Below are 21,937 nucleotides of genomic sequence, written 5' to 3'. Positions count from 1 at the left end.
TTGTCGGTGATACTGCAATATCCCATCCCGGATATTCTCCCATTTCAAATGCGCAAGATCCACAAACGCTATCCCGCTGAACGCAAACATCAACCGAACGGTCAACTGTACACGCCGCAAGGATTGATCCTCCAATTCAGCATTAAACATACGCTCCAGCATCTCTTGCGGCAACGCCTTCTTCCGCTTGCTCTCAACGCCCGTGAAAACATCCTTGAACAGGTTGGGTACAAAGGGAGCCTCGTTCGCCTCCACGGCCAAGTTATAAATGTGACGAATCCGACGCATATAGGTGGACACCGTATTCAACGAACGGCCCTTGTCCAACAACCATGACTGATAGCACAAAAGCCTGTTCCTATTAATATAGGCATAAGGAATCGCCTCCATACCGCAAAAGCACTTGAACGAGTTCAAGGCATCTTGATAACTCTTCGCCGTGGAATACCGTTTTTTCTCACGCAGACAAGCCATGTAGATGGACAGGCCCATAACAAAATCTTCTTCTTTTTTCATATCTTCTCCTTAATAAAAAAGCCAAAAATACTACCTTTGTACACTGTGTAAATAAAATCTATACAGATGAAGCAACACCTACGACCGATTATGTTTGTCGGAACCTGCTCTGATGCGGGTAAAAGCGTTATCAATGCGGCGTTTTGCCGTATTTTCAAGCAAGATGGTTATCAACCGGCACCGTTCAAGGCACAAAATATGTCCCTCAATTCCTACTCTACCCCGGAAGGCGGCGAGATGGGCCGGGCGCAAGTCGTACAAGCGGAGGCCTGCGGTATTTCCCCGCATACGGATATGAACCCGATATTACTAAAGCCGACAAATGATAAAAGCTCACAAGTCGTATTAAACGGAAAGCCAGTCGGCAATATGTCCGCCAAGGATTATTTCGGGATACAAAACCAGAAGGAGGAGCTATTTAAGGAAGCTATCGAAGCCTTCAACCGTCTGGAAGCTCGCTATAACCCGATCGTATTGGAAGGAGCCGGAAGCATCTCCGAACTAAACCTGCGAGACCGGGATATCACCAATATGCGTATGGCGATGAAAGCCGGCGCCTCCACCTATCTGATCGCAGATATAGACCGGGGGGGCGTATTCGGCTCTGTATATGGAACGATCGCTTTATTACGACCGGAGGAACGAGCGTTAATGAAAGGGGTTATCATCAATAAATTCCGTGGAGACGCTTCTTTATTCGAGGAAGGACGGAGCCTGTTAAAGGAATTGACCGGGATTCCCGTGGTAGGCGTAATCCCATGGTTTCGGGATATCAAGATAGAGGAAGAGGATTCCGTAGCGTTGGATATGAAAAATAACACTTATAAAGACGGGAAAATCAATGTAGCTATCATCCTGCTGAAACGAATGTCTAATTTCACGGATTTTGATGTATTGGAGATGGACCCCCGTTTCAATCCTTATTATACCAACAATATCGATGAGATAGAGAAAGCCGACATCATCCTGCTCCCCGGCTCAAAGAATACGTTATCGGACTTACAAAGCCTGCGGGCCAATGGGATAGCGATGGCGATTATCCGGGCGCATAAAGCGGGTAAAAAGGTGATCGGTATTTGCGGTGGCTATCAAATGATGGGAATCCGCTTGGAAGATCCGGAAAGTATCGAGGGAAATATCCCGGCGATTCCCGGTCTCGGTCTTCTGCCTCAATGCACGGTCATCGAGCAGGAGAAGATCACGAGACAAAGCGACTTTGCTTTCCTCCCCTCCTCGGAGAATAAGGATTGTAAAGGATACGAAATACATATGGGACGAACCACCCTATTGGGTGACGCCCCCGAACAGCCCGTAGCCCGACTGGAAGACGGACGAACGGACGGATATTACCTCAACAACCGATGCTGGGGAAGTTATATGCATGGTATCCTTGATAATCCGGCCGTATTGGACAACTTAGCTGAAGGCTTTGACACGGAAACGACTACAGGTACTTTCGATTATGCCGCTTTTAAGGAAGAGCAGTATGACAAACTCGCCGCCCTCGTAAGGGAGCACGTGGATATGGAATATATTTATAACAGTATTAAAAACTAATATCATGAACAGACGTACTTTTATGCAAAAAACCGGACTTATCATGTCCGGACTTACTTTATCGCCGCTTATCGGTAAATCGTATTCCTCCATATACGGACAAACCGCCCCTAGCAACAAAGTAAAAGTAGCCCTCATCGGATGCCGTAGCATGGGATACGGGGATTTGAATACTTTTCTTGATTATCCGGAGACGGAATGCGTGGCTCTTTGCGATGTCGATGACGAATGGTTAAACAAACGGGCTGCCGACGTTGAGAAGAAAACAGGGAAAAAAGTACCTCACTTATATAAAGACTGGCGACGAGTAATCGATAATAAAGACGTAGATGTAGTCATTATCGGTACGCCGGACCATTGGCATTGCCTTCCGACGGTCTGGGCTTGCCAAGCGGGAAAAGACGTATATGTAGAGAAGCCGCTCTCCAATACGATCGAGGAATGCAACCTGATGGAAAAAGCCGCCCGTAAATATAACCGGATCGTACAGGTAGGCCAATGGCAACGTAGCGACCCGCATTGGGACGAGGCGGCTAATTTCTTGAAAGCCGGAAATATCGGACGGATCCGTACGGTCAAGGTCTGGGCTTACCAAGACGGCAAGCCGACACTTCCGGTTAAACCGGATTGCGACGTTCCCGCCGGTGTGGATTACGATATGTGGCTAGGCCCGGCTCCTAAACGTCCGTTCAATCCTTATCGCTTTCATTATAATTTCCGTTTTTTCTGGGACTATGCCGGAGGCTTGATGTCGGATTGGGGCGTACATTTACTGGATTATGCCCTTGAGGGAATGAACGCGGGCCTTCCCAGCCGTGTATTCTCAGGCGGTGGCAAGTTCGCCTATCCGAACGACGCTATGGAGACACCCGATACTTTAATGGCGACTTATACCTACGATGATTTTAATATCATCTGGGATCACGCTTGCGGAATCAATCACGGACTCTATAACCGTAAGGAAGGATTAGCGTTCTATGGGGAGAATGGTACGATGGTACTCGACAGGGCCGGTTGGGAGGTCATACCAGTCGTATCCAATAACGTAGCCCGCATGGAAGCCGTTCCTTTCAAGAAAGGAGAAGGCAAAGGACTTTATAATCACGTGGGAAACATGTTGAGTTGCATTAAAAGCCGTGAGCTTCCGAACGCCGATGCCGCTATCGGTGCCCGTGTAGCGAAGATGGCTCATCTGGCGAATATCTCCTGCCGGGTTCAACGGGAAGTCCATTGGGATGATAAAAACAATTTGTTTGTCGGCGATAACGAGGCTACCGCCTTGTCGAAAGCCTATTACCGGGCACCTTGGGAATTACCTAAATTGTAACAATCGCAGCATAACGTTAAAATTTTGACAAACAATAAACAATGCCCTAGTAAGCTTGTTAGAACTATAAAAAACGAACAATACGTTTAATTCTAAATTAATACAGCTATGGCAAAAGAAAGCGTCAAAATTTTAAGAGGGAAATTGGATGTCGACAATTTATTATCTCAACTAAACGCCGCGTTAGCGGAAGAATGGCTAGCATACTATCAATATTGGGTAGGAGCCTTGGTCGTTGAAGGAGCCATGCGTTCCGACGTACAAGGTGAATTCGAGGAACATGCCGAGGAAGAAAGGCATCACGCCCAATTATTGGCAGACCGGATCATCGAATTGGAAGGAGTTCCGGTACTTGATCCGAAACAATGGTTTGAATTAGCCCGATGCAAATATGATTCACCGACAGACTTTGACGTAGTAAGCCTTCTGAACCAGAATGTCGCCTCCGAGCGTTGCGCCATCTTGCGTTATCAAGAAATCGCTAAATTCACGGACGGCATCGACTTCACGACTTGTGATATCGCTAAGCATATCTTAGCTGAGGAAGAAGAACACGAGCAAGATCTGCAAGACTATTTGACAGATATCGCACGTATGAAAAAATCTTTCCAGAAATAATTTAGGAAAGGGAAAACTCTTTACAACAAAAATCCCTTGAGAGAATGTCTTAGAGACATTCTCTCAAGGGATTTTAATTTCAAGCACATTAATGCTTTGTCCCATGCAACAAAGCGTCATATAATAAGGCATCCGCCACTTCCAAAGCGATTTCCTCATCTTTCAGATTCCTCAAGATCGTCAAGCCGAACTCAAACATAAAACCCGGCCCCTTGCTTGTGATGATATTTCCATCCTGCTCTACTCCATTATCCGTAGGGGTAGCGCCTACCATTGTTGGCTCGAAGAAAGGAAAACAGGTAGCCCTTTTCCCTTTTAGCAATCCAAGACCACCTAAAACCATCGGTCCGGCACAGATAGCACCGATTAATACGCCTTCCTCCGTTTTCTCCTTGACTAATTCTTTCAAATGGGCATGCGCATTTAAATGGTTGCTTCCGGGTATTCCACCCGGCAAAATCAAGGCATCGACACAACTGAAATCCGCCTCCTCGAACAGGTAATCAGCCATTACCGGAATATCATGAGCTCCTATCACCAATCGGTCACCCGTAATAGATACCATCATAACCCGTACACCACCACGCCTCAAGACATCAATCGTACCCAAGGCCTCTATTTCCTCAAAGCCTGTCGCTAAAAAGACAACCGCATTTTTCATTTCTTTTTTATTTAATATAGTTGACATTCACTTAAAACAGAAGGATCATCCTTCTCCACAACAGCCTTATCCGTAACAACCAATGGTAAGGTGAACCAGAAAGTGGAACCTTTGCCAAGCTCAGATCGCACACCGATCTCACCACCCAACTGCTCTACAATCATCTTGCAGATAGGTAGTCCCAAACCAGCCCCTTGATAAAAATCATCCAATTTCACGAAACGCTCGAAAACAGACTCCAGCTTTTCCTCTGATATCCCGATTCCGGTATCCATGACAGAGACACGTACGAACATATCTTCCACCTCATAAAAAAGCGAGATAAAACCTTTGGAAGTAAACTTAATGGCATTAGACAAGAGATTTAACAAGACCTGTTCTACCCGGTGCGGATCGATCCACAGACGAACAGAAGGCATGGCGACCGAGTTATATAATAATGCCACATCGGAAGTCATCTTCAAGGATTGTACCACATAGGCCTCTTGGCAAATATCCCTCAATTCAACTTCCGACACGTTATAGTTTAACCGACCGGACTCGATCTTCGACAAATCCAGGATATCGTTAATCAGTTTCAACAATAAATCGCAATTCTTATTTATAATCGAGAAGTATTCCCTTTGCTCACTGGCATTAGTCGTTTCCGTCACGAGATGGGCAAAACCAACGATAGCATTCAGCGGGGTCCGGATCTCATGGCTCATATTAGCGATAAAAGCGTTTTTCATCTTATCCGCCTCTTGCACTTTCATCAGCGCCAACTGGTCCTGACGCTGCTCCGTGATATCATTCAGCATGACCAATAACAGAGGCGAGGCTCCCGGATCCGGATTAGTGATCAGTAAACGTACGATATTTACGATTCTCACCTCTCCATTCGGTTTCTCATACTCGACCATTTTCTTTACCATTCGTCCCGTCTTGATCGTATGGTAATCTTCCGTTCGGATCTCATGCGCCCGCCGGGAATCAGGGAAAAGCTCGAAATCCGTCTTCCCTAAGATATCTTCCGCCTTGACCCCCGTAAATTCCTCCGCCGCCTTATTAAAATAGATATACCGGAAACCGTTGAAAATATCTTTCACCGTGATCTCCACAAATACGTTCGACAAGATCGTATCCATCAAGATATTTAAGAAGTTGATCGTATGCTGGCTTTGGCGCATCTCAAGTTCGTTATCGCTCGCAGATGGTGTCAAAGTGGCTTTTTCCAGATCGGCTTCCAGTCTCTCAATCCTTTGAATCAACTCTTCTTTGGAAAGGTGGTCATATTTTCCCATGGCCCATACATAAAGTTAAATTGCGTAATGGACAAAAATAACTATTATTTTTTTATTTACAACGGCTTACCGCCTAATAATTCTTATTTTCAAAAGGTCATTACTAATATTTTGACACAAAAGCATGGCATTATCCAAAATAAAAGATACATTTGCAATCTAATTTCATGAATTAAACACACTCTAATTGAAAAAACGATGATGTATTGGCAGAAAGAAATAGAAACCATGGATCGTAAAGATCTGGTAAAATTCCAACTGGAACGACTGAAACAAACCATAGAACTAGCGGGCAACTCCCCTTTTTACCATAAGATATTCAAAGAGAAAGGAATTACCCCGGACAGTTTTCAGTCCTTGGAGGATTTACAAAAACTTCCGTTTACAACGAAAGATGATCTTAGAAATAACTATCCATTCGGATTGGCAGCCATCCCGTTACAGAAATGCGTACGTATCCACTCTTCCAGCGGAACGACAGGTAATCCCACCGTTGTCTTACATTCCGCCAAGGATTTGGACCAATGGGCTAACCAAGTAGCTCGTTGCATGTATATGGTGGGGCTAAGGGATACGGACGTATTCCAAAATACATCCGGTTACGGTATGTTTACCGGTGGTCTCGGTTTCCAGTATGGAGCAGAAAAACTAGGTGCGTTGACAGTGCCTGCGGCGGCCGGTAATACCAAACGACAGATTAAGTTCATCACCGATTTCGGCACCACCTGTTTACATATCATACCGAGCTATGCCACTCGTTTGGCTGAGGTTATGTATGAGGAGGGAATAGACCCCAGAAAGGATACCAAACTACACACCGTATGTATCGGTGCCGAGCCACACTCGGAAGAACAACGTAAACGCATCGAACAGCTTCTGGGTGTCAAGGCTTACAACTGTTTCGGTATGTCGGAGATGAACGGGCCGGGTGTAGCGTTCGAATGTACGGAGCAGAACGGCTTGCATATCTGGGAAGACAACGTGATCGTAGAGATCGTAGACCCGGTTACCTTGCAACCGGTGCCCGAGGGAGAGGTCGGAGAATTGGTATTAACCACCATCAACCGGGAGGCGATGCCTTTACTCCGTTATCGTACCCGTGACCTTACTTGTATCTTACCGGGCGATTGCCCTTGCGGACGTACCCATAAACGCCTAGCCCGTTTCAAAGGACGTAGCGACGATATGATAATTTTGAAGGGTGTGAACCTGTTCCCCATCCAAATCGAAAAGATATTGATGCAATTCAAGGAATTGGGCAGCAATTACTTGATCACCCTCGAAACGATCGGTAACAGCGACGAGATGTTGATCGAGGTAGAGTTGAGCGACCTATTCACCGATGATTATTCAGCCTTACAGCGTTTGACGAAAGGTATCACCCGTCAGTTGAAGGACGAATTATTACTTACACCACGTATCAAGCTGGTAGCCAAGGGATCTTTGCCAACCACAGATGGCAAGGCGGTACGAGTGAAAGATCATCGCAAGCTTTGTTAAATAAACAATTAAAATAACACCTTATGACAGTCAATCAAATTTCTATTTTCCTTGAAAACAAGTACGGGAAATTAAGCGAGATATTAGCGTTATTGGCGGAAGAGCGCATGCGCATCATCGCGGCCACCGTAGCCGACACCTCCGAGTATGGAATCCTTCGTATCATCGTAAGCGATCCCCAGAAGGCATACAAGATATTAAAAGAAAACAACGTCAGCGCAAACCTGACCGACGTATTAGCGATCGTAACCAGCTCATGCGCCGGAAGTTTTGCCAATACATTATCTTATTTCACGAAAGCGGGCATCAGCATAGAATATATGTATTGTTTCTCCATCCGGGAAAAAGCGATCTTGATCTTGCGTACGAACAACCGGGAAAGCGCCCGTGAGGTAATCCGCCGTCAGAATCTCGAGTATATCTGTGAAAGTGATCTAATAAAACTTTAATAGGCACGGATATATGTTCGGAATCAGCGACCCCGGTATTTGGCTGGCTTACCTTCTAGCGTTCGCCTGCCTCCTATTTTCTATTTGGTTCGGGATAACCACTTGGAATAAAGAAGACGACGAAAAAACAAACCCTACTAAAGAATCACGAAAATGAGTACGCTAACATTAGGCATTATTGTCATCATTTACATGTTTGTAATCGCTTGGTTAGGGTATCTCGGATACAGGCAGACGAAAAACGCCAGTGATTATTTATTAGGTGGACGAAAAGTAAACCCCATTATCATGGCCCTGTCTTACGGGGCGACCTTTATCTCGGCATCGGCGATCGTTGGTTTCGGCGGCGTAGCCGCTACGTTCGGCATGGGTATTCAATGGCTTTGCTTATTGAACATGTTCATGGGCGTAGTGGTAGCCTTTATCTTTTTCGGACGAAAGACCCGGAAGTTAGGCGAGGCACATAACGCACGGACTTTCCCGCAATTATTGGGATTACACTATAAGTCTCGGTCTATACAGATCTTCATCGCCTCGATCATTTTCATCGGCATGCCCCTCTACGCCGCCGTGGTGATGAAGGGAGGAGCCGTCTTCATCGAACAGATGTTTCATATCGACCTTCATCTGGCCTTGTTGATCTTCACCTTGATCGTAGCGGCCTACGTGATTACGGGCGGTATCAAGGGAGTACTTTATACGGATGCGTTGCAAGCGGTTATCATGTTCGCTTGTATGCTATTCCTGCTATTTTGGTTTTACCATATCATGGACATGGGCTTTATCGAGGCAAACCAGAAGTTGACGGATATCGCCCCCATGGTGCCCGAACGCTTCAAGGCCTTGGGACATCAAGGATGGACAGCTATGCCCATCTCAGGCTCTCCACAATGGTATACATTGGTTACCTCATTGATCCTTGGCGTAGGAATCGGTTGCTTAGCGCAGCCACAACTAGTCGTACGCTTCATGATGGTGGAAAGTACCAAGCAACTCAACAGGGGCGTATTGATCGGCTGCGTGTTCTTGATTGTCACGGTAGGGGCGATTTATCACGTGGGAGCCTTGTCTAATTTGTTTTTCCTCAAGACGGAAGGTGTAGTCGCCTCCGAGGCGGTAAAAGATATGGACAAGATCATCCCCCTATTTATCAATAAAGCGATGCCGGAGTGGTTCGGGGCGGTTTTCATGCTTTGTATTCTCTCTGCCAGTATGTCTACCCTTAGCGCACAATTTCATACCATGGGAGCGGCTTTCGGGGCAGACGCATTCCCCAAACTAGGACGTAGCAAAAATCCGAACTCTACATTAGGTGTACGTATCGGCGTGCTATGCTCTATCTTGGTCAGCTACGTTATCTGCTATACGCTAAGCGCGAGTATTATCGCACGAGGCACCGCCTTGTTCATGGGTATTTGCGCGGCTACATTCCTACCTACCTATTTCTGCTCGCTATATTGGAAAGGGGCTACCCGGCAAGGGGCCTTGGCCAGCTTATGGGTAGGAGGCTTGGCCAGTTTATTCGCCATGTTGTTCCTTCATAAGGCGGAAGCGGCTCCGGTAGGACTTTGCAAGGCTTTATTCGGACAAGACGTCTTGATCGATGTATATCCGTGGCATGCGATAGATCCGATCTTATTTGCTTTGCCATTATCGGCGATAACGATTGTTTTGGTTAGCCTAGCGACTCAAAAGAAGGCTTTTTAGCTTTTCTTATGAACCTCAAAACACTAATTAGCATTTATTCTATTGACAGATATATAGAAAACAGTACATTTGCACTGTGGTTTTTTCATAATAGTATTAGATTTAAGGTTAACAAAGTTGGTTAGGGGTTGCCGGGAGGCAATCCTTAATTGTTTTATAGAGGTCTAGATATGATTAAATACATTTTTCTACTATTGATACTTTGTTGCTCCGGTTGCCGGCACGCACAAACGGAAGATACCGTAATCAAGGTTTCGGTACTTCGTGGTCCATCCGTTATCGCATTCGCCGATTGGCTTGAGAATCCTCCAATTATAGATAACAAGAAAGTACAAGTTAAAGTGGTAGACTCGCCCGATCTGGCGCAAGCCTTACTGATCAAGCAGGAGACCGACATAGCCGTACTCCCCATGATCAATGCGGCGAACTTGTACAATAAAGGGATCAAGATCAAACTAGCGGGGTGCCCGATCTGGGGAACCCTTTACCTCGTTGAGAAAACTCCCTTGAAAGAACCGGCATTGTATGTATTCGGCAACGGTACGACTCCCGATATCCTTACCCGGTACTATCTCGGCCGCCAACGATTAGATTATCCTTTGAATTACGCCTTCAATACCGCCGGGGAAATCACCCAAGGCATCTTTGCCGGAAAAGTAAATCGTGCCGTGCTCGGGGAACCGTTTCTAAGCATCGCTTTACGGAAAGACAGCAGCTTACGAATAACTGCGGACTTGAATCATTTTACAGACAACGATACCCTCGGATTCGCCCAAACAGCGGTCGTATACACCCCGACGATGGAGAAATATCGTACCGCTTTTGAGGATGCCTTACGAGCCTCCTGCCAAAAAGCCGTACGATATCCGAAAGAGACCATCCATTCTTTGGAAGAACATGGAATCTTCGCCCAAGGGGCCTTAACTCCTAAGAGTATCGAGCGGTGTAAAATCTATTATTTATCAGCTATCAAGGCGAAAGACGCCGTCATGGGTTTCCTACGTCTCATCGAACAGTATGAACCCAAGGCCGTCGGCGGGAAGCTTCCCGATGCCGGATTTATACCCCAAGAACAATGAGATTGCGAAAAACAATCACTACAATAGTCGCTACCGCTATCCTCTTGGCGGGATGGCAACTATTCGCCGTTATAGCCAACCAACCGGAGCTGATACCTTCACTTCCCCGGCTCGTACGGACACTTTGCGAATGGCTCGTCTCCGGTAGTTTCTATCAGTCGGTCGGAGCTACTATATTCCGGGGAGTCTTAGGCATGTCGATCTCATTCGTTTGTGCGATAGGGATGGCCGGGTTATTCGCCCGTTTTGAGTGGGTGTATGAATTATTCAGACCTCTGCTTGCCATCATGCGCTCGATCCCGGTCATATCCTTCATACTTTTGGCGCTTATATTCCTAAATCCGGAAAGCATCCCTTTGATGATCGCCTTTCTCACCATGTTCCCGCTACTAACAGAGAATCTGACACGGGGAATCCTCGACCTACGTCCGGGTCTATCCATTATGGCACGTCAGTTCCATATCAAACGTTCCAATGTCTTATTCCAGATCATCTACCCGCAGCTAAAGCCATTCTTATATAGCGGACTTGCCTCCGCCGCCGGATTCGGCTGGCGTGCGATCATTATGGGAGAAGTCCTGTCGCAATGCGCATTCGGAATCGGAAGCGAGATGAAAAGGGCGCAAAACTTTATCGCTGTCCCTGAGCTGCTTGCTTGGACAATCGTGGCGGTATTCATCAGTTTCTTTTTTGATAAAGGAATTAGCAAAGTCGCTGATATCACCCCTAAAATATCTTTCGCAAATGAGGATCAGACTATCCCCACCCCTACATTATCAGTTTTAGACACGAAAGATATAAGTTACCAATATGGCATACAGCACTTTTCCCATTCCTTTCAAAAAGGGATTATTTATGGAATTAGCGCACCTTCAGGCAAAGGAAAAACAACGTTATTAAACCTAATCGGAGGTATCTTATTGCCTACGGAAGGAGAGATACATCCCACAAGACACTTTGGAATCGCCACCATATTCCAACAACCGCAACTCCTGCCCCATCTAACCGCAGAAGAAAATATCATCCTCCCCCTCTCCTCTTTTCTCACGGAGGAAAAAGCCCGGCGAATTGCCCAAAAACACTTACAGGAAATGGAAATGGAGCCCTTCGGGAACCGATATCCTAAAGAGCTTAGTTACGGACAGCAACAACGTATCGCTATAGCTAGGGCATTGGCATACCCTTCTCCTCTCCTTTTGATGGACGAGCCGTTCAAAGGCTTGGATGAAGCCTTAAGCCATCGTATTATAGAACGAATACGAGAAAAGCAAATGAAAGAAGAACGGATCATTCTTTTCACGTCACATAATCCGGATGAGATTCGGTTGTTGGCGGATGAGGTGATTTACCTATAAATTCCAACCAAACTTGAATGTCTTATTTCACTTTCATCGGTTGGCAAGGTATCGTAAACCAGAATGTAGAGCCCTTTCCCTCCTCCGACTCAACCCCGATTTTACCTTTCAACTTCTCAATAATCGTCTTGCAGATAGAAAGCCCTAATCCTGTTCCTTGCTTAAAGCTGTTCAATTTCACGAAACGATTGAATATGCTCGCTTGAGACTCCTTACTGATTCCCATACCCGTATCCGTTACGTAGACATAGATACCATCATCGGTCAAACGATAACCAAACCGTATAGAACCCGAGCTGGTGAACTTCACGGCGTTGGAAAGGAAATTGGTCAAAACCTGAGTCAAACGGGTCTTCTCCGACACAATACAATAGTCATTACCGTCCGACTCAAAGATAACCTTTACACCCGGGGCCACTCTCAAGGCGAAAGCTTGCTGCTGGGGAGCGAATATCTCACTCAAACGCAGGGTCGTATAAATAAACTCCATCTTTCCGGACTTGATCTTCGAGATATCCAAGATATCACCGATCAACTGCAACAAAAACTCATTGCTACTCTCTATGATCCTCAGATATTCCTTTTTTTCCTCCTCATCGTCACTCTCCGCCAATAAGGTAGAAAAGCCGACGATGGCATTTAAAGGGGTACGTATCTCATGGCTCATGTTAGCGATAAAAGCGGACTTCATCCGGTCGCTCTCTTCCGCCAAACGCTTGGCCTGCACATCCGCCTCGTGCCGTTTATCGACGGTCATATCCCGAAGGATTCCGATCGAGCGGATCGGTTTGCCGTCCGGATCGGCCTCATAGACCTCACCGATCTTCTCCAGCCATACATACTCATCCGAGAAATAACGACAAGGGAAACTGAATCGCATGGAATCGATCTCGCCCCGCATGAAAGCGGTTGTAATATTCTCATAGACCTTCCGGTAATCCGGATGGATCTTCTCCGTAAAACTAGCGTGGGTGATCTGCACATGCTTGATCTGGCCGTTTTCTTCCAAGGAAAGCTCCGCCGTACCGTTTACCAGATCCCAAAGCCACGGGTAGATCTTACCCGCTTGACATGCGAGCGCCAAGCGCTTATTATAGCTATGCAACTCCTCCTCGACCTGCCTTTGCTTTGTAATATCCCATGAAATCCCTACTAAATAAGGAGGCTTATCCTCACGGGGCGCTAGCAGTTTCATCGTATCCATAGTACGCAAGATACCTTTCGGATCGATCATTTGCTCCACGAAACGCTGCATCTTACCCGTTTTCACCACCTCCTCGTCCATATCCCTGAAAGATTGGGCGACGACCGGATCTAGAAATAGGTCAAAATCTGTTTTCCCGACCACATCATTATGATATCGTCCGTAAAGTTGGTTCATCAAAGGGCTGGAGTACACGTACCTGAAATTATCACCCGTATCCTTCACGAAAAAGTAGATGGGCAACGAGTCCACGATATTAGATAACAATCCTGCTAAATCCCTATAATCCTGTTCCAAAGTTTTGTTCTCCGTAGTATTAACTTCCATGTTGATTTTTTTAATCAAAGGCTTGAATATTCCGGCCGTAAAATTCTTGAAAATTAATGAAAGATACAAATAATAAGCCCAAGAAGTGAGCATCCCGACCGAAAATATAAGCAAAACCGTATATTTGTACTCCAATTCTAAGAAAACTAGATATGACAAACGTATTTCACACGCTTATAGCCCGTTTTCTACAAATTCCGGAAGGACAAGTGGAACGGACAATCGGGCTCTTGAACGAAGGCGCTACCATACCTTTTATAAGTCGTTACCGGAAAGAGGTGACCGGAGGATTAGACGAGGTGCAAATCGGTGCCATCAAAGATCAACTGGATAAACTGACGGAACTGAGCAAACGAAAGGAAACGATCCTCGCCACGATAGAAGAGCAAGAGAAACTTACTCCCGAGCTCCGGAAACGCATCGAGGAGTCTTGGGATAGCACCGAGATCGAGGATTTATATCTCCCTTACAAACCGAAACGGGTCACCAAGGCGGAGATCGCACGCCGGAAAGGACTGGAGCCCTTGGCTAAGATCGTTATGATGCAAAACGAGAATAACCTATCCGCACGCATCAAGAGTTTTATCAAGGGGGAAGTGAAAAACGCCGAAGAAGCCTTGCAAGGGGCACGGGACATTATCGCCGAATGGATCAACGAGAACGAATCGGCACGTAATACCGTACGTAACTCTTTCGCTCATACCGCCATGATCACATCCAAAGTGATCAAGGGAAAAGAAGAGGAAGGCGCTAAATACCGGGATTACTTTGATTTCAGCGAGCCTTTAAACCGGGCCAGTTCCCATCGCTTATTGGCTCTCCGACGGGGAGAGGCGGAAGGTATCCTTCGTGTAAGTATCTCTCCCGACGCGGAATCTTGTCTGGATCGCTTGAACCGGCGTTTCGTAAAAGGTCGTGGAGAGGTTTCCGAGCAAGTGGCTACAGCTGTCGACGATTCTTTCAAACGCCTGCTGAAACCCTCTATCGAGACGGAGTTCTCCAACCAGAGCAAGGCGAAAGCCGATGAGGAGGCGATCCGGGTATTTGCCGAGAACCTCCGACAATTACTGCTCGCCCCCCCTTTGGGACAAAAACGGGTATTAGGCGTAGACCCCGGCTACCGTACCGGATGTAAGTTGGTCTGTCTGGATGCGCAGGGGAATTTACTGCATAACGAGGCGATCTTCCCGCATCCGCCCCAGAACGAGAAGGGCAAAGCCGCCGCTAAGGTCGCCCAGTTAGTAGCCACTTACGCCATAGATGCCATTGCCATCGGTAATGGTACCGCCAGTCGTGAGACCGAGCAGTTCATCACGAATATACGATACGACCGCAAGGTACAAGTGTTCGTAGTCAGCGAAAACGGAGCCTCTATCTACTCCGCGTCCAAGATCGCAAGGGAGGAGTTTCCCGAATACGATGTCACGGTACGCGGAGCTGTCAGCATCGGTCGCCGGCTGATGGACCCTTTGGCCGAGTTGGTCAAGATCGATCCGAAGAGTATCGGTGTCGGCCAATACCAGCATGACGTAGAGCAAAACGCCTTGAAAAAGAGTCTGGATCAAACCGTGGAGAGTTGCGTGAATTTAGTAGGTGTAAACGTGAATACGGCGAGCAAGCATTTGTTGACTTACATCTCGGGATTAGGCCCTACGCTAGCGCAAAACATCGTGAATTACCGGGCGGAGCACGGACCCTTCACTTCCCGGAAAGAACTGATGAAAGTCCCCCGTATGGGAGAGAAGGCTTTCGAACAAAGCGCCGGATTCCTACGGATACCCGACGGAAAGAACCCGTTGGACAACTCGGCCGTACACCCCGAGAGCTACCCGATTGTCGAACGGATGGCCAAGGACCTAAAATGCTCGGTAGCCGACCTGATCACCGACAAAGCACTTAAAAAGAAACTAAAACTAACGGACTACCTTACGGATAAGGTCGGGATGCCTACCCTGCTTGATATCATGGAGGAACTGGATAAACCGGGCCGTGATCCCCGCCAAACGATCCAAGTATTCGCGTTCGATCCTACGGTGAAAACGATCGAGGATTTGAAAGAAGGGCAAGTATTGCCCGGTATCGTGACCAACATCACCAACTTCGGTTGTTTCGTCGATGTAGGGATCAAGGAAAACGGGCTTGTCCATATCTCCGAGCTGGCGGATCGTTTCGTAAGCGATCCTACCCAAGTGGTCTCCATCCATCAGCATGTCAAGGTGAAGGTTCTAAGCGTAGACCTATCCAGAAAACGTGTTCAATTATCCATGAAAGGGATCTAAACGATGAAAGAGAAGATTAATAAGACAAACGTGGCGCGCCTGCTGGACAAGGCTAAGATCGCCTACCAGCTCGTGCCTTATGAAGTAGACGAGAATGATCTGAGCGCTACGCATGTCGCGGAGCAGCTAGGGGAAGATATCGCCCAAGTATTCAAGACCTTGATCTTACATGGCGATAAGAGCGGTTATTTCGTATGCGTGATCCCCGGAGCGGACGAGGTGGACTTGAAAAAGGCGGCCAAGGTATCCGGGAACAAGAAATGTGAGATGATCCCCGTGAAAGAGTTGTTACCGCTTACCGGTTATATCCGGGGAGGATGCTCGCCTATCGGCATGAAAAAGCATTTCCCTACATATATCCATCCTACGGCATCCGGCTTCGATAAGATCTATGTAAGCGCCGGACAACGAGGCTTGCAGATACAGATAGCCCCCGCCGATTTAATCAAGGTGGCACAAGCTATAGAAGCGGATTTGATCGCATGATCTAACATCGCTGAGAGTACTTCGTAAGAAGTACTCCAGTACTCCGCAAAGAGTATCGCAGTACTTCCTAGGGAGTACTGGAGTACTCCTTATGAGGGACTGAGATCAAACAGCACATGATATCTTAGAATTTCTTAAACGTATACGTTCTTCCTTCGCAGCTCATTACCAGATTCGTCACAGATGACTGCTCGATCGTGAAAGTTTGTTTAGGTGAGGTCCAATCCGTATAACGCATGAATTGTTCCAAAGGCGTACCTCCATAATTGACCAACTCCAGATCCAGTCTCGTATCTCCCTCCAACGTCTTATAACCGAAATTCGTACGATATACGTCCTTTGCCGGGTCATATAATTGGTACTCGAACAAAGAGGTCTGGAAGTTATACCAAACCGTATCCACCGTCTGGACCACCCCATTCGCCTCTACGGTTTTCAATTGCCATTTCCCTTCCAGCTTATGTTCCACCTTATTACAAGACACCAACGCCACGACAAAACAAGTTATCGCTATCAAATTTTTCATCATAATCCTCGTACTTATATACCTATATTGATTTGAAACGTCAAAGAAAAGAATTAATTTCCAAAGGACAAAGTTTTTAAGGATATCCTAGCCACAAATACCCAGAACTTTTTCTTCCTTCCCTTTGTTAATTGGATAATTACAATACAAATATTATCCAATATGAAAACATTTATTGATAAAATGGATTATGCGGTCAAGAATTGGTGGTTGTCACTATTGGTCGGACTGCTTTACATCATCGTCGCTATTTATTTAATGTTCGCGCCATTGGCGAGCTACGTAGCGCTTAGTATCTTATTCAGCGTCTCTATGTTCGTAAGCGGCTTGTTCGAGATCGCTTTCGCCTTGGCGAACAAAAAGGGTATCAGCAGTTGGGGATGGTATTTGGCCGGAGGTATTATCGACTTGATCTTAGGTATATTCTTGATGGCAAGCCCGGGACTTAGCATGGAGGTGCTTCCGTTTGTCTTGGCATTCTGGCTTATGTTCAGAGGCTTCTCGGCAACCGGTTACTCGATGGACCTGAAACGATACGGCACACGGAACTGGGGTTGGTACATGGTCTTCGGTATCTTGGCTATCCTTTGCTCCATCGGTGTTATCTGGCAACCCGCCCTAGGGGCCTTCACGTTGGTTTACATGATCGCTTATGCCTTATTAATAATAGGTATATTCCGTGTCATGCTATCCTTCGAACTGAAAAGCTTGCATAAACGGAATAAGGAAGCACAAGCGGAATAAGTCTGATTCAAGGATTAATTGGTCTATTTTTAAATTAAGAAGTGAATCAACAGCACTTTTACTACTTTTGTGTTCAATCATTAATAAGATAACGGATGAACGCAAACTTACCACAATTAGATTTGCCCCGGGATTATGTCGTAGGAAACGACATTACCGAGGCAATCTTAAACTTTTACAAGCAGACTTGCCGGTTAAAAGCAGGTATTTTCGCTTTATGCGTTGAAGGAAATTTAAGGGCATCCATCAACTTGACAGAGTACACTTTGAAACCGAATGATTTCATCACCTTGATGCCGGGAAGCATTATTCAGTTCTGTGAGCAGAAAGAGAGTTTCCGCCTTTCCTTTATAGGATTCTCATCCGAGTTCATGGACTGCGTGAACATGATAAAGTCTACGATGAGCGCCTTACCTACTATCTACGAGAATCCGATCATATCACTGAGTGAGGAGCGGGCGGACTTCATTAACGATTATTTCCATTTGCTAGAGCGGGTACAAGCGAAAGAGAAATCCATAAACAGGGAGATGGTGAAACATATCCTGCTTACCATGATCCATGGGATCAGCGATTTGTATCAAGGGAAATCATGGCCTAACAAGATAACGACCCGTAGCGACGAGATCCACAAGAAATTCATCCAACTGGTGATGAAGAATTATACCTCAAAGCGGCAAACAGCTTTTTATGCCAGCCAACTAAGTATTTCTCCCCAGCACCTCTGCATGATCATCAAGCAAAAGACCGGACGTTCCGTATCCGATATCATAGCCGATATGATAATCATGGACGCAAAATCGCAATTGATGGCTACGGACTTGACTATCCAAGAGATATCTTACTCCTTGAACTTCCCGAATGTATCCTTTTTCGGTAAATACTTTAAACGGTACGTAGGCGTATCTCCACAGAAGTTCAGAAACAGTTAAGATAAAATTTAAATGTAACAGAAAAAAAATATCACTTTTTGCTTGTAGTTTCCAAAAAAGCGTTACTTTTGCTGCGTATTTAAAAACAAACAGACAATGAATCGATTTAGCTTTACATATTACTTTTATTACTTTTACTTTAGCAGAGTAAAGGCAGGAGTTTGTATGTAAAGCGTTGATGATTGAATATAAATATCAATAAAATATAAAGTCCTGCCGGTTTCGGTGGGACTTTTTTTGTTTGTAACAGTTTAGAGTAAAAATAGAGAAACAAGATGAAAAAGAAAGTAGCAATACAGGGAATAGCCGGTTCGTATCACGACATCGCCGCCCGTAATTATCATGAAGGTGAGGAAATAGAGATTATTCCTTGTAATACTTTTCGAGATGTAATCACGACAATCAAGAAAGATCCGGCGATCCTCGGTATGATGGCTATCGAAAACACGATAGCGGGAAGTCTTTTGCAAAATCATGAGTTGATCCGTGAAAGCGGGCTGAGCGTCACCGGCGAGTATAAGCTACGTATCTCCCATTCCTTGGTAGCTCTTCCGGGAACCTCTATACACGAGGTAACAGAGGTCAACTCCCATCCGATAGCGTTGATGCAATGTACCGATTTCCTCGATACTCTGCCCAACGCCAAGGTGGTAGAGAAAGAAGATACCGCCATGAGTGCCCGGTGGATCTCGGAAAACCAACTGAAAGGACATGCGGCGATATGCGGGAAACTGGCTGCCCAGATCTACAAGATGGAAGTCCTTGCCGAGGGGATCGAAACTAACAAACGGAATTTCACCCGCTTCCTCGCTATAGCGGACCGCTGGACGGCGGATGAGATGCTTCGAGGAACCGATAAAAACAAATCCTCTCTCGTATTCGCTCTTCCCCACACCTCCGGCAGCCTTTCCAAAGTCCTCTCCGTTCTCTCTTTTTACGACATGAATCTTTCTAAAATACAGTCCTTGCCTATTATCGGGCGTGAATGGGAATACTTGTTCTACATCGACCTTACTTTCACGGATTTTACCCGCTACAAACAAGCGTTGGACGCTATCAGACCGTTAACAAAAGACTTAAAAATATTAGGCGAATATGCAGAAGGAAGACAAAGTGTGTAATATTACACCCGCTAACCGTGTAGGTAGCGTACAGGAATACTACTTCTCCAAGAAATTGAAGGAAGTAGCCGAGATGAATGCCGCAGGCAAGAACGTCATCAACCTTGGCGTGGGTAGCCCCGACCTTCCACCTTCGGAACAGACCATCGAGACGTTGTGTGAACATGCCCGTAAAGCGAACGAGCACGGCTATCAGCCGTACGTGGGCATACCGGAACTGCGTAAGGGATTCGCCGACTGGTACAAGACGTGGTACGACGTAGACTTGGACCCGAAAACAGAGATCCAGCCGCTCATCGGCTCCAAAGAAGGTATCTTGCATATCTCGCTGGCATTCTTGAATCCGGGGGATGGCGTACTGGTTCCGAACCCGGGATATCCGACATATAGTTCCGTCAGCAAACTGGTAGAGGCCCGTTTGATCCCTTACGAGCTGAAAGAGGAACTGGGATGGCAACCGGATTTCGAGGAACTGGAGAAAATGGATCTCTCCAATGTAAAGCTGATGTGGACCAATTATCCGAATATGCCCACAGGGGCGAACGCTAGCGTAGAGCTATACGAGAAACTGGTGGCCTTCGGCCGGAAGCACGGTATTATTATATGTAATGATAACCCCTATAGCTTCATCTTGAATGAGCATCCGCTAAGTATCTTAAGCATACCGGGAGCCAAAGAGATCTGCATCGAGATGAACTCCATGAGTAAGGCTCATAATATGCCGGGTTGGCGTATGGCGATGCTGGCTTCCAACGCCCAATTCGTCCAATGGATACTGAAGGTAAAAAGCAATATCGACTCCGGGCAGTTCAAGCCGATGCAATATGCGGCGGTAGAAGCCCTGAGCGCAAAGAAAGAATGGTACGATAACATGAATCGTGTCTACCGTAGCCGCCGGGACCTTGCCGGACAAATCATGCGTACTTTGGGATGCGAGTACGACGAGAACCAAGTAGGTATGTTCCTTTGGGGACGTATCCCCGACTCCGCCGAGAGCGGCGAGGCAATCGCCAACAAGGTGCTATACGAGGCAAACGTATTCCTTACGCCGGGATTTATCTTCGGTAGCCGTGGCGAGCGTTATATCCGTATCTCCCTTTGCTGCAAGAACGAGACTTTAGAAGAAGCCTTGAAGAGAATTGAGAATTTATAACTGAAAATTGAAAATTAAAATATAGATCACAAAGATGGAAATGAAGATTGAACCGTTAGCATTACCGGGAGTTGACACACAACGTCCTATCGTAATCGCAGGCCCTTGTAGCGCCGAGACAGAAGAGCAAGTGTTAGAAACAGCCCAAGGATTAGCCTCCAGAGGCGTTAAGATATTCCGCGCGGGTATTTGGAAGCCTCGTACGAAACCGGGTGGATTCGAGGGCATCGGAGCCGAGGGATTGGCTTGGTTGAAGAAAGTGAAAAAAGAGACCGGCATGCTGGTATCTACCGAGGTCGCTACTAAAGATCATGTATTCGAGGCATTGAAAGCCGGTATCGATATCCTTTGGATCGGAGCACGTACGACGGTAAATCCATTCGCTGTCCAAGAGATCGCCGATGCGTTAAAAGGGGTTGATGTACCTGTATTGATCAAGAACCCGGTTAACCCGGACTTGGAGTTATGGATCGGAGCGTTCGAGCGTTTGTACGGAGCGGGCATTCATCGTTTGGGTGCTATCCATAGAGGTTTCAGCTCATACGACAAGAAAATCTACCGTAACCTTCCGTTGTGGCATATTCCTATCGAGCTTCGCCGCCGTATGCCGGACCTGCCTATTTTCTGTGATCCTAGTCACATTGGTGGTAAGCGTGAGTTGGTAGCCCCACTTTGCCAGCAAGCGATGGACTTGAGTTTCGACGGCTTGATCGTAGAGTCTCATTGTAACCCGGATTGCGCATGGAGCGACGCTTCCCAGCAAATCACCCCGGATGTATTGGATTACGTATTGAACCTATTGGTGATCCGTGACGTAAACCAGACTACCGAGAACCTGACCGCTCTTCGCCGCCAGATCGATGGTATCGACGAGCAATTATTGGAGCTTTTGGCTAAACGTATGCGTATCTCCAAGGAGATCGGCGTTTATAAGAAAGAGCACAATATGCCGATCTTACAGTCTCCCCGCTACAGCGAGATCTTAGAGAAACGCTCCTGCATGGGTGAGCAAATGGACCTGAGCCCGGACTTTGTAAAGGAGATCTTGAAGGAGATCCATGAGGAATCCGTGCGCCAGCAAATGATTATCATGAACGAACAATAATTTATAAG

The 21,937-nt window shown here is 46.5% G+C and carries 21 protein-coding genes; 16 read left to right on the top strand and 5 right to left on the bottom strand.

The genetic code is table 11. From position 1 onward, the window contains the following. Positions 1 to 516: site-specific integrase (locus tag DWY79_RS17580; RefSeq protein WP_147431808.1), on the bottom strand; the 516-nt coding region annotated here is incomplete at its 3' end. A gap of 66 nt (positions 517 to 582) precedes the next feature. On the opposite strand from DWY79_RS17580, the gene DWY79_RS17575 reads away from it, so the two are divergent. From DWY79_RS17575 to DWY79_RS17565, 3 genes are all read left to right on the top strand, one after another. Continuing rightward, a complete protein-coding gene (locus DWY79_RS17575; RefSeq protein WP_005868266.1) occupies positions 583 to 2,073 on the top strand; it encodes a cobyric acid synthase in 1,491 nt (496 codons plus the stop codon). Between the two features lie 4 nt (positions 2,074 to 2,077). Next, a complete protein-coding gene (locus DWY79_RS17570) occupies positions 2,078 to 3,400 on the top strand; it encodes a Gfo/Idh/MocA family protein (RefSeq protein WP_122369940.1) in 1,323 nt (440 codons plus the stop codon). Between the two features lie 108 nt (positions 3,401 to 3,508). After that, the gene (locus tag DWY79_RS17565; RefSeq protein ID WP_005856408.1) at positions 3,509 to 4,018 is read left to right on the top strand and encodes a ferritin-like domain-containing protein; all 510 of its coding nucleotides are present in this window, start codon (positions 3,509 to 3,511) and stop codon (positions 4,016 to 4,018) included. An 88-nt stretch (positions 4,019 to 4,106) separates the two neighbouring features. On the opposite strand, the gene DWY79_RS17560 is transcribed toward DWY79_RS17565, so the two are convergent. Beyond that, a complete protein-coding gene (locus DWY79_RS17560; RefSeq protein WP_005868262.1) occupies positions 4,107 to 4,679 on the bottom strand; it encodes a DJ-1 family glyoxalase III in 573 nt (190 codons plus the stop codon). A gap of 11 nt (positions 4,680 to 4,690) precedes the next feature. Then, positions 4,691 to 5,962 carry an ATP-binding protein gene (locus DWY79_RS17555; RefSeq protein ID WP_122369938.1) on the bottom strand — a complete coding sequence of 424 codons (1,272 nt, stop codon included), beginning with the start codon at positions 5,960 to 5,962 and terminating at the stop codon, positions 4,691 to 4,693. 198 nt (positions 5,963 to 6,160) lie between these two features. Here DWY79_RS17555 and DWY79_RS17550 point away from each other — a divergent pair, with 198 nt between their 5' ends. The 6 genes from DWY79_RS17550 to DWY79_RS17530 all read left to right on the top strand — a co-directional run bounded on the left by DWY79_RS17550 (position 6,161) and on the right by DWY79_RS17530 (position 12,052). Beyond that, positions 6,161 to 7,462, top strand: coding sequence for a phenylacetate--CoA ligase family protein (locus DWY79_RS17550; protein ID WP_005856399.1), 1,302 nt, complete (start codon positions 6,161 to 6,163; stop codon positions 7,460 to 7,462). 23 nt (positions 7,463 to 7,485) lie between these two features. Further along, the gene (locus DWY79_RS17545; protein ID WP_122369936.1) at positions 7,486 to 7,911 is read left to right on the top strand and encodes an acetolactate synthase; all 426 of its coding nucleotides are present in this window, start codon (positions 7,486 to 7,488) and stop codon (positions 7,909 to 7,911) included. A 13-nt stretch (positions 7,912 to 7,924) separates the two neighbouring features. Then, on the top strand, positions 7,925 to 8,068 hold the full coding sequence (locus DWY79_RS23400) for a symporter small accessory protein (protein WP_005856393.1): 144 nt from the start codon (positions 7,925 to 7,927) through the stop codon (positions 8,066 to 8,068). After that, positions 8,065 to 9,618: a sodium:solute symporter gene (locus DWY79_RS17540; RefSeq protein ID WP_122369934.1), complete on the top strand. Its 1,554-nt coding sequence runs from the start codon at positions 8,065 to 8,067 to the stop codon at positions 9,616 to 9,618. The genes DWY79_RS23400 and DWY79_RS17540 overlap by 4 nt, the downstream gene beginning before the upstream one ends. Positions 9,619 to 9,788: 170 nt before the next feature. Beyond that, on the top strand, positions 9,789 to 10,697 hold the full coding sequence (locus tag DWY79_RS17535) for an ABC transporter substrate-binding protein (protein ID WP_122369932.1): 909 nt from the start codon (positions 9,789 to 9,791) through the stop codon (positions 10,695 to 10,697). Further along, on the top strand, positions 10,694 to 12,052 hold the full coding sequence (locus DWY79_RS17530; protein WP_122369930.1) for an ATP-binding cassette domain-containing protein: 1,359 nt from the start codon (positions 10,694 to 10,696) through the stop codon (positions 12,050 to 12,052). Before DWY79_RS17535 ends, DWY79_RS17530 begins: the two co-directional genes overlap by 4 nt. Before the next feature lie 22 nt (positions 12,053 to 12,074). On the opposite strand, the gene DWY79_RS17525 is transcribed toward DWY79_RS17530, so the two are convergent. After that, on the bottom strand, positions 12,075 to 13,583 hold the full coding sequence (locus tag DWY79_RS17525) for an ATP-binding protein (RefSeq protein WP_005868257.1): 1,509 nt from the start codon (positions 13,581 to 13,583) through the stop codon (positions 12,075 to 12,077). A 152-nt stretch (positions 13,584 to 13,735) separates the two neighbouring features. On the opposite strand from DWY79_RS17525, the gene DWY79_RS17520 reads away from it, so the two are divergent. Both DWY79_RS17520 and ybaK read left to right on the top strand, forming a co-directional pair. Continuing rightward, a complete protein-coding gene (locus DWY79_RS17520) occupies positions 13,736 to 15,862 on the top strand; it encodes a Tex family protein (protein ID WP_036631629.1) in 2,127 nt (708 codons plus the stop codon). A gap of 3 nt (positions 15,863 to 15,865) precedes the next feature. Next, positions 15,866 to 16,348: a Cys-tRNA(Pro) deacylase gene (ybaK, locus tag DWY79_RS17515; protein ID WP_005856380.1), complete on the top strand. Its 483-nt coding sequence runs from the start codon at positions 15,866 to 15,868 to the stop codon at positions 16,346 to 16,348. Between the two features lie 124 nt (positions 16,349 to 16,472). Here the strand turns inward: ybaK and DWY79_RS17510 are convergent, their stop codons facing one another. Then, positions 16,473 to 16,877: a lipocalin-like domain-containing protein gene (locus DWY79_RS17510; RefSeq protein WP_008771908.1), complete on the bottom strand. Its 405-nt coding sequence runs from the start codon at positions 16,875 to 16,877 to the stop codon at positions 16,473 to 16,475. 159 nt (positions 16,878 to 17,036) lie between these two features. Between DWY79_RS17510 and DWY79_RS17505 the strand changes: the two genes are divergently transcribed. From DWY79_RS17505 to DWY79_RS17485, 5 genes are all read left to right on the top strand, one after another. Further along, positions 17,037 to 17,618, top strand: coding sequence for an HdeD family acid-resistance protein (locus tag DWY79_RS17505; protein ID WP_005856375.1), 582 nt, complete (start codon positions 17,037 to 17,039; stop codon positions 17,616 to 17,618). 95 nt (positions 17,619 to 17,713) lie between these two features. Beyond that, positions 17,714 to 18,550 carry an AraC family transcriptional regulator gene (locus DWY79_RS17500; RefSeq protein WP_087343008.1) on the top strand — a complete coding sequence of 279 codons (837 nt, stop codon included), beginning with the start codon at positions 17,714 to 17,716 and terminating at the stop codon, positions 18,548 to 18,550. 275 nt (positions 18,551 to 18,825) lie between these two features. Then, positions 18,826 to 19,671 carry a prephenate dehydratase gene (locus tag DWY79_RS17495; protein WP_005868249.1) on the top strand — a complete coding sequence of 282 codons (846 nt, stop codon included), beginning with the start codon at positions 18,826 to 18,828 and terminating at the stop codon, positions 19,669 to 19,671. Beyond that, positions 19,646 to 20,824 carry a pyridoxal phosphate-dependent aminotransferase gene (locus DWY79_RS17490; RefSeq protein ID WP_036630789.1) on the top strand — a complete coding sequence of 393 codons (1,179 nt, stop codon included), beginning with the start codon at positions 19,646 to 19,648 and terminating at the stop codon, positions 20,822 to 20,824. The genes DWY79_RS17495 and DWY79_RS17490 overlap by 26 nt, the downstream gene beginning before the upstream one ends. A 34-nt stretch (positions 20,825 to 20,858) precedes the next feature. Then, entirely contained in the window at positions 20,859 to 21,929 is a 1,071-nt protein-coding gene (locus DWY79_RS17485; RefSeq protein WP_005856362.1) for a bifunctional 3-deoxy-7-phosphoheptulonate synthase/chorismate mutase type II, read from the top strand. Positions 21,930 to 21,937 lie beyond the last annotated feature (8 nt).

The organism is Parabacteroides sp. AF27-14, from assembly GCF_003635425.1.
GTDB classification, from domain to species: domain Bacteria; phylum Bacteroidota; class Bacteroidia; order Bacteroidales; family Tannerellaceae; genus Parabacteroides; species Parabacteroides distasonis.
Note: the sequence above shows the minus strand (reverse complement) of the source record. Positions and strands in the feature narration are given on the sequence as shown.